This is a genomic window from Clostridium sp. UBA5119, assembly GCF_002414285.1.
GTDB lineage: Bacteria > Bacillota > Clostridia > Clostridiales > Clostridiaceae > Clostridium_J > Clostridium_J sulfidigenes.
Map to the genome: position 1 here is coordinate 21,507 of NZ_DHYX01000040.1, position 14,968 is coordinate 36,474.

The 14,968-nt window shown below is 31.4% G+C and carries 10 protein-coding genes and 1 pseudogene; 10 read left to right on the forward strand and 1 reads right to left on the reverse strand.

Translation table 11 applies throughout. The features are described from left to right. Nucleotides 1-4 precede the first annotated feature (4 nt). From xdhA to xdhC, 3 genes and pseudogenes are all read left to right on the forward strand, one after another. Nucleotides 5-2,255, forward strand: a pseudogene (gene xdhA, locus B2671_RS05970) (xanthine dehydrogenase molybdenum-binding subunit XdhA). Nucleotides 2,256-2,363: 108 nt separating this feature from the next. Then, nucleotides 2,364-3,221 (forward strand): xanthine dehydrogenase FAD-binding subunit XdhB, encoded by an 858-nt coding sequence (xdhB, locus tag B2671_RS05975; RefSeq protein ID WP_346869583.1) that lies wholly within the window; start codon nucleotides 2,364-2,366, stop codon nucleotides 3,219-3,221. Nucleotides 3,222-3,235: 14 nt separating this feature from the next. After that, nucleotides 3,236-3,709, forward strand: coding sequence for a xanthine dehydrogenase subunit XdhC (gene xdhC, locus B2671_RS05980; RefSeq protein ID WP_346869584.1), 474 nt, complete (start codon nucleotides 3,236-3,238; stop codon nucleotides 3,707-3,709). A gap of 122 nt (nucleotides 3,710-3,831) precedes the next feature. Here xdhC and B2671_RS05985 read toward each other — a convergent pair whose 3' ends face one another. Further along, on the reverse strand, nucleotides 3,832-5,205 hold the full coding sequence (locus B2671_RS05985; RefSeq protein ID WP_346869585.1) for a nucleobase:cation symporter-2 family protein: 1,374 nt from the start codon (nucleotides 5,203-5,205) through the stop codon (nucleotides 3,832-3,834). A 363-nt stretch (nucleotides 5,206-5,568) separates the two neighbouring features. On the opposite strand from B2671_RS05985, the gene ygeW reads away from it, so the two are divergent. The 7 genes from ygeW to B2671_RS06020 all read left to right on the forward strand — a co-directional run bounded on the left by ygeW (nucleotide 5,569) and on the right by B2671_RS06020 (nucleotide 14,946). Continuing rightward, a complete protein-coding gene (gene ygeW, locus B2671_RS05990) occupies nucleotides 5,569-6,765 on the forward strand; it encodes a knotted carbamoyltransferase YgeW (protein WP_346869586.1) in 1,197 nt (398 codons plus the stop codon). Nucleotides 6,766-6,851: 86 nt separating this feature from the next. Then, complete coding sequence (gene ygfK / locus B2671_RS05995; protein WP_346869587.1) at nucleotides 6,852-9,884, forward strand: putative selenate reductase subunit YgfK; 3,033 nt, start codon at nucleotides 6,852-6,854, stop codon at nucleotides 9,882-9,884. A 47-nt stretch (nucleotides 9,885-9,931) separates the two neighbouring features. Continuing rightward, entirely contained in the window at nucleotides 9,932-11,260 is a 1,329-nt protein-coding gene (gene ssnA / locus B2671_RS06000) for a putative aminohydrolase SsnA (protein WP_346869588.1), read from the forward strand. Between the two features lie 16 nt (nucleotides 11,261-11,276). After that, the gene (yqeC, locus tag B2671_RS06005; RefSeq protein WP_346869589.1) at nucleotides 11,277-12,101 is read left to right on the forward strand and encodes a selenium cofactor biosynthesis protein YqeC; all 825 of its coding nucleotides are present in this window, start codon (nucleotides 11,277-11,279) and stop codon (nucleotides 12,099-12,101) included. Between the two features lie 12 nt (nucleotides 12,102-12,113). Then, nucleotides 12,114-12,695, forward strand: a complete 582-nt coding sequence (mocA, locus tag B2671_RS06010; RefSeq protein WP_035133615.1) for a molybdenum cofactor cytidylyltransferase — start codon at nucleotides 12,114-12,116, stop codon at nucleotides 12,693-12,695. A 16-nt stretch (nucleotides 12,696-12,711) separates the two neighbouring features. Beyond that, a complete protein-coding gene (gene yqeB / locus B2671_RS06015) occupies nucleotides 12,712-13,533 on the forward strand; it encodes a selenium-dependent molybdenum cofactor biosynthesis protein YqeB (RefSeq protein ID WP_346869590.1) in 822 nt (273 codons plus the stop codon). A 195-nt stretch (nucleotides 13,534-13,728) separates the two neighbouring features. Then, entirely contained in the window at nucleotides 13,729-14,946 is a 1,218-nt protein-coding gene (locus B2671_RS06020; RefSeq protein WP_346869591.1) for a YgeY family selenium metabolism-linked hydrolase, read from the forward strand. The last annotated feature ends 22 nt before the right edge of the window (nucleotides 14,947-14,968 follow it).

Here is a 14,968-nt window from a genome sequence, read left to right on the forward strand (position 1 = left end):
AATTATGAGTTATAAGGTAATAGGTAGTAGTGTATCTAGATTAGATGGTGTGGCAAAGGTTACAGGGAAGGCTAAGTATGCGGATGACTATTTTGAAAGGGAAATGCTAATAGGAAAGGTGCTTAGAAGTCCTTATGCCCATGCAAAAATAAGAAGTATTGATGTTTCTAAAGCAAAAAATTTAGAAGGTGTTGAAGCAGTAATTACTTATCAAGATTTACCAAAAATAAAATTTGCAACGGCTGGACACCCTTGGACCTTTGATGAAGCACATAGAGATGTAGAAGATAGATTAATCATTACTGATAAAGTTCGCTTTTGTGGAGAACCAGTGGCGGCAGTTGTAGCAATAGATGAAATAATAGCTCTAAAAGCTATAAAACTTATAGATGTAGAATATGAAGTGTTACCATTTGTAATGGACCAGGAAGAAGCTATAAAAGAAGGTGCTCCAATAATACATGAAGAAAGACAAAATAATATTATTAGCTCTTTTGGCAATGAAGTAGGAGACGTAGAAATAGAGTTAAAGGAAGCTGACAAAGTATTTACAGGTAAATTTAATACTAGTACTGTACAACATTGTCATCTGGAAAATCATAGTGCGTATGCTTATATGGAGTCAGATGGAAGAATTGTAATAGTAACTTCTACTCAAATACCACATATTGTAAGAAGGATAGTAGGACAGGCTNNTTGGTGGTGGATTTGGAAATAAACAAGATGTTGTTATAGAGCCATTAACTGCAGCAATGACACTTGCGGTTAATGGAAGACCAGTTAGATATGCATTAACTAGAGAAGAATGTTTTATAGACACAAGAGTTCGTCATGCTATGCGATTTACATTTAAAACTGGAGTTACTAAGGAGGGTAAGTTACTAGCAATAGATATAAAGAACTTGGTAAATAATGGAGCATATGCATCCCATGGACATTCGGTGACCATGAGCTGTGGAAGTAAATTTAGACCATTATATGATTTTAATGCTATAAAATATGAGCCTAAAACTGTATATACTAATATGCCGGTAGCAGGAGCTATGAGAGGATATGGGGTTCCACAAATTTCATTTGCTCTAGAAAGTCATATAGATGATATTGCTAGAGAACTAAATATAGATCCTGTGGAATTCAGATTGAAAAATTTGGTGAAGCAAAATCATGTAGATCCATCCTCCAAAAATGTGGTGCGTTCCATGGGACTATCACAGTGTCTTGAAAAGGGAATGGAATTAATAAATTGGAATGAAAAGAAAAAGCTATATAAAAATCAAACAGGTAGTTTAAGACGTGGAGTAGGAATAGCTTGTTTTAGTTATTTTGCAGGTACCTATCCTGTAGCTCTAGAAGCAGCAGGTGCAAGAATTGTGATGAATCAAGATGGTTCAGTACAGTTGCAAATTGGGGCTACAGAAATTGGGCAAGGTAGTGATACTATATTTGCACAAATGACTTCAGAAGTTTTAGGAATTCCAATTAATATGGTTCATGTAATTTCAAATCAAGATACTGATGTTACTCCATTTGATACAGGTTCTTATGCATCAAGACAGACTTTTGTTACAGGTGCTGCAGTTAAAAAAGGTGCTATGGAGGTAAAAAGTAAAGTTCTTCAGTTTGCTAGCAGAAAAAATGGCCTCAATCCAGAGGTAATGGATATAGTTGATTGTAATATAGTTGAAAAAACAACGGGTATAGTTGTCTGTTCTCTTGAACAAATAGCACTAGAATCATTTTATGATAGGATTTACAGTTCTCCTATAACTAGTGACACTTCTGTTAATATAAGGACTAATGTAGTTGCTTATGGAGCAACCTTTGCAGAGGTTGAAGTAGACATAAAAACTGGTAAAATAACCGTAGTAGAAATATATAATATTCATGATTCTGGAACTATAATTAATCCAATGCTAGCAGAAGGGCAAGTTCACGGTGGTGTAAGTATGGCACTGGGATATGCTTTATCAGAGCAAATGATATTTGATGAGAAGACTGGAAGAGCTCTTAATAACAATCTCTTAGACTATAAATTACAAACTATTTTAGACACGCCTAATATTGGTTCAGCATTTGTAGAAATTCCAGATGATGCAGGAAGTTTTGGACAAAAATCTTTAGGAGAAAATACAACACTTTCTCCAGCTCCAGCTATAAGAAATGCAGTTTTAGATGCAACTGGTGTTGCCTTTAATAGAATACCAATGAATCCACAAAGAGTATTCGAAAAGTTTAAAGAAGAAGGCTTAATATAGGGTTTCCATTAAATTTAATAGTACAGATTTTATAGATAGTAAATTGAAGTTATCAATATAGAAGGAGGTGGACTTTAGTAGAGGATTAAATCTCTATTAAAGACAAAAATGTTTGATATTAAGAATATACTAGAGCCTAGCAGTTTAGAAGAGGCAGTAAAAATTCTTCATGAAAATAATAACTTAAAAATAATATCTGGTGGAACTGATGTTTTAATTAAATTACATCATGGTGATATGGAAGAAATAGAACTTTTAAGTCTAAAAAATTTAAACGAATTAGACTTCATAAAGGTTCTAGAAAATGACACCATAGAAATTGGCTCCACTACCTGCTTTACCAATATATATAGAAATAAAATTATAAAAGATTTTATTCCTGCTTTATGTCAAGGAGCTGTATCTATGGGAGGACCACAGATAAGAAATATGGCCACTATTGGAGGGAATGTATGTAATGGAGCTGTTTCAGCAGATAGTGCACCAAGTTTATTTGCTTTTAATGCTAAATTAAGACTTAGAAGTTTTCAGGGAGAGAGGATAGTTCCAATAGAGGAATTCTACGAAGGTCCTGGAAAGGTTAATATAAGAAAAGATGAAATTCTAATAAGTATTTTAATTGAGAAAAAAGACTATGAGGGAGTAAGAGGAACATATATTAAGTATAGTAATCGAAAGGCAATGGATATTTCTATGCTAAGTGTATGCGTTGTAGCTAGTATGAAGGAAAATAAATTTAAAGATTTAAGAATAGCGTTAGGGGTAGCTGGGCCTACTCCTATAAGATGTAAGGATGCAGAGAAGTATGCCCTTGGTTTAGAAAATTCAGAAGAAAATATTAATAATATTGCACAATATGCAGTAAAATCAGCAAGTGCTAGAGACTCATGGAGAGCATCAAAAGCTTATAGGGAGCATTTAATAAAAGAATTAACAGTACGAGGTATTTATGAAGTAACTAAATAAGGTGGGATTTTAATATGATTGATAAGAATTATAGAAAGATATCAGTAAAAGTAAATGGAAAAGATTACAATTTAGAAGTAGATATACGAGAATCATTGTTAGATGTATTGCGAAATAGACTTCAATTTACAGGAGTAAAGCAAGGATGTTCAGTTGGAGAATGTGGAGCTTGTACAGTACTAGTGGATGGAATCCCTATAGATTCATGTATTTATATGGCTGTTTGGGCTGATAAAAAAGAAATTTTAACCATAGAGGGTGTATCAGAAAATGGAAACTTATCAAAGGTGCAAAAGGCATTTATAGAAGAGGGTGCAATTCAATGTGGATTCTGTACTCCAGGATTAGTACTTACGACTACATCATTGGTAAATAATCGTAAAGATTATACTGATGAAGAAATAAAAAGAGAAATATCTGGACATTTATGTAGATGTACAGGATATCAAAAAATATTTAATGCTACAAAAAAATCCCTTAAGAAATAAATTTAATAGAAAATAATACCAGTTAATATTTAGGATAGGATTTTTTGTGAAAAAATAAGAGATATAAAAAGCATTGATTAACTTTCTATATCTCTTATATAGATTTGAGGAATACAAAGTAGTTATTTGTTTAAAGACATACCAGATTTAGCTTTAATAACAGGTTTTTGAGACTTATCACTAGGTAAGATTAAATTTAATATTACAGCAAATATAGTTGCAGTTGTTACACCGGAACCAAAGATTATTTGTAAGGATTCTGGGAACATACTAAGAGCTTCAGGTCTAACAATGACACCTACACCTAAAGCAAAAGATATCCCAATTACAAAAATATTCCTTCTAGTCATATCAACTTTGCCTAGAATTTTAATACCAGAACAAGCAATAGAACCGAACATGACTATACCAGCAGCTCCAAGAACTGGACTCGGCATAATTGATATTAAAGAGGCAAATTTTGGTATAAAACCCATTATAGATAATATTATTCCAGCTATAATTATAACAAACCTACTAGCAACTCCTGTAACATTTATAAGGCCAGTACATTGGCTAAAGGATGTATTTGCAGTAGAGTTAAAAAATCCAGCTAGAATTGATCCAAGACCATCACAAAGTACACCTCCAGAAAGTTGATTGTTAGAAACCTCAATTTCACATGCCTCTCCAATGGCCAGAGTATCACCTACAGTTTCTACAGTAGTTGCTAGATAAACAGCTAAAAAACTAATAATAGCTGGTACAGAAAATTTAATTCCGAATTTAAGAGGTCTAGGAATAGAAATCCAGGATGCAGCAGATATTGGAGTAGTGTCTAATAAGTTGAAAGGAATAGCTAATAAATATCCACATAATATACCTATAAATATTGAGCAAGAGCTTATAAAAGTATTTTTAGATTGATTGGTAATTATAATAATAATTAGGACAATAGCACCAAGCAATAAAAATTTAGGATCTCCATAGTTTGGGTTTCCAGAGCCGCCAGCTAACCAATCAATTCCAACAGGAATGATAGTAATACCTATCATAGTAACAACAGTACCAGTAACAAGTGGTGGAAAAATTTTTTTAACATAGTTAATAAAAAAGCTTAGAATTACTTCTAGTAAGGCACCTACCATTGTAGCTGTACATATGGTAGCAATACCTAAAGTCATATTGCCGTTATAAGTGCTACCGATGGCAATAGCCGGACTTACAAAAGCAAAGGAGGTACCCATGATAAATGGAAGCTTGCTTCCAATAGGTCCAATACCTTTAGCTTGAATAAGTGTTGTAAGACCAGAAGCAAATAGGGCACATGAGACTAGAAATGATGTGTCAGATATTTTTAATCCTAGTGCACCAGCTACTACTAGTGGAACTGCTACTATACCACTGAAACATGCAAAAATTGCTTGAAATGCAAGAATTAAAGTTTGTTTCATAGGTGGTTTGTCATCTAATTTAATTCTAAGAAGCGATTTCTTTGGAGCGTTAGTTGTTTGCAATTTAATTCCCCCTCTAAATTTATAATTATATCTTATGCATAATGCATGAAGTTCTATAAATATTTTACTAATTAGTTAATATAAACAATAAAGAAAAAATATATACTTAACTATAGTTTATGAATAAGTATAATAAGTTTATGAATAAATTTAAATTATTTAGATTTTACCAATGAAAAAAATTCAATAAATTTCTAAAATAAATAAAAATTTAGAATTATATGATTTTATATTTACAAAAAATGGTATAAGAGTTATAATTTAATTAACTAGTCAGTAAGTGAATTTGTAGTGAACTACAAAAAAATTAAGCATAGAAATTTATTTTGGAATAGAAGATTAAAAAATCAAGGGGTGAATTTTGTGGAAAATATTAAAAATCTTATGGAGAGACTTAAAAAACTAGATTTCAGGGAGATGTACAATAATGATTTTTTCTTAACATGGGAAAAAAGTAATGAAGAATTAGAATCAGTATTTGTTGTTGCTGATATTCTTCGTTCGATGAGAGAAAATAATATATCGACGAGAATATTTGATAGTGGATTAGGTATTTCGGTATTTAGAGATAATTCTACTAGAACTAGATTTAGTTTTGCTAGTGCATGCAACTTATTAGGATTAGAGGTACAAGATCTCGATGAAGGAAAATCTCAAATAGCTCATGGAGAAACTGTCCGTGAAACTGCAAATATGATTTCTTTTATGGCAGACATAATTGGAATTAGAGATGATATGTTTATAGGAAAGGGTAATGATTATATGAAAGAAGTTTCTAATGCTGTTCAGGAAGGTTACGCTGATGGAGTATTAGAACAACGTACAACTCTGATTAATTTACAATGTGATATAGACCATCCAACTCAATGTATGGCAGATTTATTACACTTAATTCACTATTTTGGTGGAGTGGAAAATTTAAAAGGTAAAAAATTAGCTATGACTTGGGCTTATTCACCTTCTTATGGAAAACCACTTTCGGTTCCACAAGGAGTTATTGGACTTATGACAAGAATGGGAATGGAAGTTGTATTAGCACATCCAGAAGGATATGATGTACTTCCTGAAGTAGAGGAAGTAGCTAAGGTAAATGTAGAGAAGAATGGTGGAAGCTTTACAAAGACTAATTCTATGAAAGAAGCCTTTGAAAATGCAGATATAGTTTATCCAAAGAGCTGGGCACCATTTGAAGCTATGGAGAAACGTACAGAACTATATTCAAAGGGTGATATAGCAGGTATTGATGAACTTGAAAAAGAATTGTTGAAAGAAAATGCTAGATATAAGGATTGGGAATGCAATGAAAAAATGATGGAGTTTACTAAGGATGGTAAAGCATTATATCTTCATTGTTTACCGGCGGATATAACAGGTGTAAGTTGTGAAACTGGAGAGGTGGAAAAATCTGTATTTAATCGTTACCGTGAATTACTATATCGTGAAGCTGGATTTAAACCATATATAATTGCTGCAATGATGTTCTTAAGTAAAGTTAAGGATCCTATATCTATTTTTGAGAAATTGCTAGAAGAAGATAAGCCGAGATTTATAGAAAAATAAAGAGTAGATAGATTAATTAAATTATATATTTACTTAAGGGTATATAATACTTTTAAGTAACTTATAAATTATAGGGGGGAGTAAATATGAGTGACAAAATACGCCCAATAAGTTTTGAAAAACTCATTAACTGGATTTTTACTGAACTAAAAACTAAAGAAAGTATTTTTGGAATTCATAAAGATAAGTTTTACTATGGAATCCCTAATAACACTATTCCTTTTTTAGGAGAGAGGTTAGGCCTACCAATTGGTCCAGCAGCAGGGCCTAGTTCACAATTAGCTCAAAATATTATAGCAGCATATCTTACTGGTAGTAGATTTATTGAATTAAAGACAGTCCAAATTATTGATGGAGAAGATCTTCCGGTGTTAAAGCCATGTATTAATGCTGAGGATGAATGCTATAACGTAGAGTGGTCTACAGAACTAACTGTAGAAGAAGCTTATGAGGAATATGTGAAAGCTTGGATTATATTACATGTTTTAATGAAGGAACTTAACTTAAGCGTAGAAAGAGACTTTGTTTTTAACATGAGTGTAGGATATGATTTTGATGGAATAAAATCAGATAAAATAGATTCCTACATAGAAAATTTGAAAAATTCACAAAATACAAAAATATGGAAGGAATCTATTCAAGTGTTGGAGAATAATATAGAAAAATTTTATAGATTTTCAATTGAAGATTTATATAAAATTTCTTCAAGGGTGTGTAATTCAATTACGCTATCAACTCTACATGGATGTCCTCCACAAGAAATAGAAAGAATTGCTACTTATTTATTAAAAGAAAAACATCTTCATACCTTTGTAAAGATGAATCCTACATTGCTTGGTGAAGCGTTTGTAAGAAAAACTCTTAATAAAATGGGTTATGAATATATAAAACTAAATTCACATCATTTTAAAAATGATCTGCAATACGATGATGGAATAAAAATGATAAAAAAATTAAAAGATGTAGCTGAAATGGAAAGTATGGAGATAGGAGTAAAACTTACCAATACCCTTCCGGTAAGGATATTAAATGAAGAACTACCAGGAGAAGAGATGTACATGTCAGGTAGATCTTTATATCCTTTAGCTATTAATTTAGCAAGTAACCTTTCAGAGGAATTTGAAGGAAAATTATATATTTCATATTCTGGTGGAGCTGAATTCTTTAATGTAGATAAGATATTTGAAACAGGAATATGTCCAATAACTTTTGCTACTACAATATTAAAACCAGGTGGTTATGAAAGAATTAAACAGATAGCTGAAAAGGTAGAACCACTTATTTCTAATAGAAAGTCAACAATTGATATGCAATTGCTAAAAATATTAGCAAAGGAATCAATTGATGATAAGCATCACCTTAAGAAAGCAAGGGTAGTTAAAAGTAGAAAACTATATAAGGACTTACCCATATATGATTGTACAATTGCACCTTGTAGTGAAGGCTGTCCCATTGATCAACAGATTCCAGAGTATATAGAGCTTGTGGGAGAAGGAAAATATGATGAAGCTTTTCAAGTAATAGTTAGAGATAATGCAGCCCCAGCTATAACAGGAACTTTATGTAATCATAACTGTCAAAATAAATGTACTAGACTAGATTATGATAGTTCCTTAGAAATTAGAAGAATGAAAAAAATAGCTGTGGATAATGCTGAAGAACTATATACAAAGAATATAAAGCCAGGCGCAATTAAAAGTCATAAAAAGGTAGCTATCATAGGAGCTGGGGTAGCAGGTTTATCTACAGCCATGTACCTTAGAAGAAATGGTATTAGTGTAGAAGTATTTGAAAAAAGAGATAAACCATATGGGATTATAAATTATGTAATTCCAAGTTTTAGAATAGATAATTTAGCTTTAGAACAGGATTTTAAAATGGTAAAAAGCCATGGAGTTAAGATAAATTTTCATGTAGCTGAACAGGTTGATATAAATGTTCTAAAGAAAAATTTTGATTATGTTGTCCTAGCAACTGGAGCTTGGAAGCCAGCATGTATTTCACTTAAAAAAGGTAATGATAGAGTTTTAAATGCTATTGAATTCTTAGAAGATTTTAAAGAAAACAGTGAGGATATAAAACTAGGAACCCATGTATGTGTTATTGGTGGAGGGGACGTAGCCATGGATGTATCTCGTGCTGCTAAAAGAGTTAATGGAGTTGAGAAGGTAACTATTATATATAGGAGAACTAAAGATTTAATGCCTGCTAGGAGAGAAGAAATTAAATTAGCTATTGAAGAAGGCATTGAATTTAAAGAGTTATTATCCCCTGTAGCTTTAGAAGATAATATTCTTGTTTGTGAAAGAATGATTTTAGGAGAACAAGATAAATCAGGTAGAGAAAGTCCAATTTCCTTAGGAAAATATGAAAGTATCAATGCAACTACAGTTATAGCAGCTGTTGGAGAAAAAATAGATTCAGAATTATTTAAAAGTCTTGGTATAGATATAAATTCTAAAGGACTTCCTGAAGTAAACAGTAAATGTGAAACTAATATATCTAAAGTATATGTAGCCGGGGATGCAAAAGGTGGTCCAGGTACTATAGTAGAAGCATTGTCTCATGGGAAAATTATAACTAAGGATATTTTAAAAAAAGAAAATATGTCTTGTGATTTCCTTAGGACTGAAGAAAATACTTGTGGATATGAACTTAAGAAATCTTATGAAAGAAAAGGTGTACTACTTGAAAAAATACCTTCTAAGGAGGAGGCTATCAGATGTCTTAAATGCAATAATATTTGTGAAATATGTGTAGACGTTTGTCCTAATAGAGCAAATATGTTTATCGATATTAAAGAAGGTCCTATAGTAGGTCATCAAATTATACATTTAGATGGTATGTGTAATGAATGCGGAAATTGTGGAGTATTTTGTCCATATAAAGGTAATCCATACAAAGATAAAATTACTATATTTTGGAGTGAGGAAGATTTTGAAAACAGTAGCAATTTAGGTTTCTGTGTAATAGATTCTATTAAAGGTATTTTTAAAGTTAGGGATGAAAAAGGTGAAATTTATAATTGGTGTATTGAAGAAAATAACTCAGAATCAATCTCCAAGGAAATGAAGTCTATTATTGAAACTTGTGTAAACAGGTATGAATATATAATCTAGAGGTATTTAATTTAGGTTAAATTATTTAATCTATAGGGGGAGTGTGAATGCTACTAGTAGGTAATGGGATAGTTGTAACCAGAGATGATTTAAACACAATTATAGATGACGGATGTATAGTTATAGAAAAAGATAAAATTGTAGAAGTAGGAATTACAAAAAAATTAAAAGAAAAATATCTAGACTATAAATTCATTGATGCAAGAGGAAAATTAATAATGCCGGGTTTTATAAATACACATATGCATTATTACAGTACCTTTGCTAGAGGAATTGCTAATGATAGTCCTCCAGCAAAATGTTTTTTAGATATATTGAAGGGATTATGGTGGAGATTAGATAAAAAGTTAACTCTAGAGGATGTATACTATAGTGCAATAGTTCCAATGATAGATCAAATTAAAAATGGTGTAACAACTTCCTTTGATCATCATTCCAGTCCATATGGTTTAAGGGGTAGTTTATTTACTATTGCGGATGCAGCTAAGGAGGTAGGTATTAGAAGTAATCTGAGTTATGAAACTTCTGATAGAGATGGGGAGAACGTAGTAAAGCAAAGTATTGAAGAAAATATTGAATTTATAAAGTATTGTAATAGAGAAAAGGATGATATGATAAAGGGATTATTTGGACTTCATGCATCCATGACTATTAGTGAAAATACTGTAGAGAGATGCCTAACAGCCATAGAGGGTTTAAATACAGGATTCCATGTACACTGTGCTGAGGGAATTGAAGATGTACAAGATTCTATGGAAAAGTATGGTGTAGGCGTAATTGAAAGATGGTATAAAAGAGGCGTTCTTTCTGATAAAACTATGGCTATTCATTGTGTACACATAACTGATGAGGAAATGGATATGCTGAAAGAAAAGAATTCCATAGTAGTTAATAATCCTCAATCTAATATGGGTAATGCAGTGGGAACATCACAAATCTTAAAAATGACTAAAAAACAAATATTGTTGGGGTTGGGAACAGATGGATACACCTCTGATATTTTAGAGTCTTATAAAACTGGAAGTACTATTCAAAGGCATGAAGCTAAGGACTCAACAGTAGCTTGGGTAGAATTACCACAAATGCTTTTCAAAGGAAATAGAGTTATAACTGAAAGATTTATAGATAATTCCATAGGAATTATAAAAGAAGGTGCATTAGCTGACGTTATAATTGTTGACTATAATCCTCCAACACCTATATATAAAGGTAATATAGATAGTCACATTCTATTTGGAATAAGTGGAAGACATGTTGAAACCACTATTGTAAATGGGAAGATTATAATGATGAATAGAAAACTGGTTAATTTAGATGAGGAAAGAATTAGGGCTAGAAGTAGAGAACTAGCAACTGAGGTTTGGAAGAGGTTTTAAAAAGGAGTGAAAAAGGGTGGACATTTTAAATGTTCTTACTGTTACTAAAGGAGAAAAAATATCTATAGTAGGAGCTGGAGGAAAGACCACTCTTATGTTTATCCTAGCAGAAGAGTTGAAAAAAAGAGGAAGAGTTCTTATAACAACAACAACTAAAATATATCTACCTAAAAGAAATCAATACAATTGTTTAATTCTAAAGGACAGCTTTGGAGATCATATTGATGAAGAAAGTAAGTATATTCTAAATGGAAATATAGTATATGTATACTGTGGGAATATAAGTAAAACAAAGGAACCAGATGGTGAAATTCATGTTTATGGTTCTAGTGTTAATGGAGAAAATAAAGTCATTGGAATTGATGATAAAAGTATTTCTAATATACTTAACAATTATGATTATATTTTAATAGAATCTGATGGAGCAAAAGAAAAAACTTTAAAAGCTTGGAAGGAAGATGAGCCAGTAGTAAGTAATTTTACTAGTACAACAATAGGAGTTTTAAGCGGAGAAGCCTTAAATTTAAAAATCCATGATAGAAATATTCATAGGATTGATGAGTTTTTAAAACTTATAAATAAAAGCGTAGGAGATAGTATAAATGAAGAAGATTTGCTAGCTTTAATATTTAAAAAAGAAGGATTATTTAAAAACTCCAAAGGTAGAAGAATTTTATTTATAAATAAGGTAGAAGAAGAAGACTTTAAGAAGTTAGAAAATCTAATAGAATATATAATAATAAAAAATAAAGAATTAAAGTTATTAGACGGAATACTTATTGGAAGTTTATTAAATAAAACATATAGGATTATATATGAAAAATCTAGAGAAAAGCTTTAAGGGGGATTCAATGTGGTAACTGGGATTGTTATGGCATCAGGCCGTAGTACTAGGATGGGAAGGTATAAATTACTATTAAAGTATAAGGGTAAATATCTAATAGAATATGTTTTAGATGCAGTAAATAAAAGTAATTTAGAAGATAAAATTGTAGTAACTGGCAATGAAACAATAGCAGAGTTAGCTCAGACTAGAGATTTAAAAGTAGTTAAAAACTCCCAGGCATATATGGGTCAAAGTCAATCTATAAAACTTGGGTTGAAAGCTGCATCTAAAATTTCTGGATATGCTTTTATTACAGGGGATCAACCTTTTTTAAATGAGAGTCTTATAAATAAACTTATCGAAGAATTTGAAAAAAATCAAGATAAGTTTATTGTACCAATTTATAAAGGTAGAAGAGGAAATCCTGTAATATTTCCATGGAAGTATCGAAATGAACTTTTAGCACTTAATGGAGATTTGGGCGGAAAAACCATTTTAAAAAATCATGAGGATAATATATTTTTCGTGGAAGTAGATGAAGAATATTTTCTTTGGGATATTGATACAGAAAAGGATTATATAGAATTATTGCAATCAAATTATCATTAAGCAAGGGGACGATTTGGTGATAAATAATAGAATAATTGTAAGAGGTGGAGGCGATATTGCCTCAGGTACTATACAAAAACTTCATAGAAGTGGATTTAAAGTCCTAGTACTTGAGATAGAGATACCTTCTAGTATTAGAAGAAATGTATCTTTTAGTGAGGCAGTATTTGATGGTGAAACAACAATTGAAGGTATGAAGGGTGTTCTTGCTAGAACCTATGATGAAATACTAGAAGCTTGGGATATGGGATATATTCCGGTAGCTGTTGATAGATATGGAAAGCTCATTGAAACAGTTAGGCCTATTGCTGTAGTTGATGCAATTTTAGCGAAAAAAAATTTAGGTACCACTATAGATATGGCACCTATAACCATTGCATTAGGCCCTGGATTTAAAGCAGGTATAGATGTAAATGTAGTAGTAGAGACCATGAGAGGACATAGTTTGGGAAGATTAATATTTGATGGATATGCTTTAGAGGATACAGGAGTACCAGGATCTATATGTGGTTATGCAAAGGAAAGAGTAATTTATAGTTCTTATGAAGGAAAAATTAAGAATATAAGACAAATAGGAGATATAGTTAAAGCTAATGAAACTATAGCAATAATAGATGATTTAGAAGTAAAAGCTAAAATTGATGGAGTGCTAAGAGGCATTATTAGAGATAACACTTATGTTACAAAGGGGTTAAAAATTGCAGATGTAGATCCAAGGCATGATGAGATTAGTAATTGCAATACTATTTCTGATAAATCAAGAACTATAGGTGGATCAGTTCTAGAAGGAATATTATACTTTCAATCTATTATACCCTTTTTATCTGTAGCAAACTAAATAAAAGTTTCTAGTTTATTGGTGTTACTAAACTTATTTAGTAATATCAATAAATTAGATTATAATGCAGGTTAATTGTATTGAATTATATAGGTTTTTATTTGAATTAACTAATTAATTAGTTAGTAAGTATTTAAATTATTGAAATAATGGTTGAAAAATAAAATATATTTATATTTAAAGGGGGATTTAATTATGTCAGAAATTACATGCCAAGAAGAAATACTGAAGTTAGCAAAAAACTATAAGGCTGATATGACAAGGTTCTTAAGAGACATGATAGCTATTCCTAGTGAAAGTTGTGATGAAAAGAGAGTAGTTTTAAGAATCAAAGAGGAAATGGAAAAAGTAGGTTTTGACAAAGTAGAAATAGACAAGATGGGAAATATACTAGGTTATATAGGACATGGCAAACATGTAATTGCTATGGATGCTCATATTGATACTGTTGGAATTGGAGATATAAATAATTGGACTAATGATCCATATGAGGGTTATGAAGATGATGAAGTTATTTATGGTAGAGGTGGTTCTGATCAAGAAGGTGGAATGGCTTCAATGGTTTATGCAGGTAAGATAATCAAAGATTTAAATTTAGAAGATGATTACACTCTAATAGTTACAGGTACTGTACAGGAAGAAGATTGTGATGGATTATGCTGGCAATATATTATAAATGAAGACAAGATAAAACCAGAATTTGTAGTAATAACTGAACCAACTTCAACTAATATTTATAGAGGGCACAGAGGGCGAATGGAAATAAAAGTGACAACTCATGGAATTAGTTGTCATGGTTCAGCACCAGAAAGAGGAGATAATGCGATATTCAAAATGGGTCCTATTCTTAATGAATTAAAAGAGTTAAATAAAAGATTAATAGATGATCCATTCTTAGGAAAAGGAACTTTAACAGTTTCAGAAATATTCTTTTCTTCACCTTCTAGATGTGCAGTAGCTGATGGTTGTACTGTTTCCATAGACAGAAGACTTACTAATGGAGAGACTTGGGAATACGCTTTAGATCAAATAAGAGAATTACCTTCAATAAAAGAGGCTAAGGCTAAAGTAGAAATGTATACCTATGAAAGACCTGCCTATACAGGACTTACCTATCCAACAGAGTGCTATTTTCCAACTTGGGTTCTTGAAGAATCACATCCAGCTTGTAAAACTTTAATAGATTCTTATAAAGGATTGTTTAAGGAAGATCCATTAGTAGATAAGTGGACATTTTCGACTAATGCAGTATCTATAATGGGAAGGTATGGTATACCTTGTGTTGGTTTTGGTCCAGGACATGAAGATCAAGCTCATGCACCAAATGAATTAACCTGGAAAGATGAACTTGTAAAATGTGCAGCTATGTATGCTTTAATTCCAATTACCTACGTAAAAGAATACTGTAAGTAAGACTCCAAATCTATGATTTGGT

What these genes read in the sequence shown, in the direction of transcription:
- xdhB (WP_346869583.1), top strand. Translation starts at nt 2,364, where the DNA reads ATGTTTGATATTAAGAATATACTAGAGCCTAGCAGTTTAGAAGAGGCA.
- xdhC (WP_346869584.1), top strand. Translation starts at nt 3,236, where the DNA reads ATGATTGATAAGAATTATAGAAAGATATCAGTAAAAGTAAATGGAAAA.
- ygfK (WP_346869587.1), top strand. Translation starts at nt 6,852, where the DNA reads ATGAGTGACAAAATACGCCCAATAAGTTTTGAAAAACTCATTAACTGG.
- ssnA (WP_346869588.1), top strand. Translation starts at nt 9,932, where the DNA reads ATGCTACTAGTAGGTAATGGGATAGTTGTAACCAGAGATGATTTAAAC.
- B2671_RS06020 (WP_346869591.1), top strand. Translation starts at nt 13,729, where the DNA reads ATGTCAGAAATTACATGCCAAGAAGAAATACTGAAGTTAGCAAAAAAC.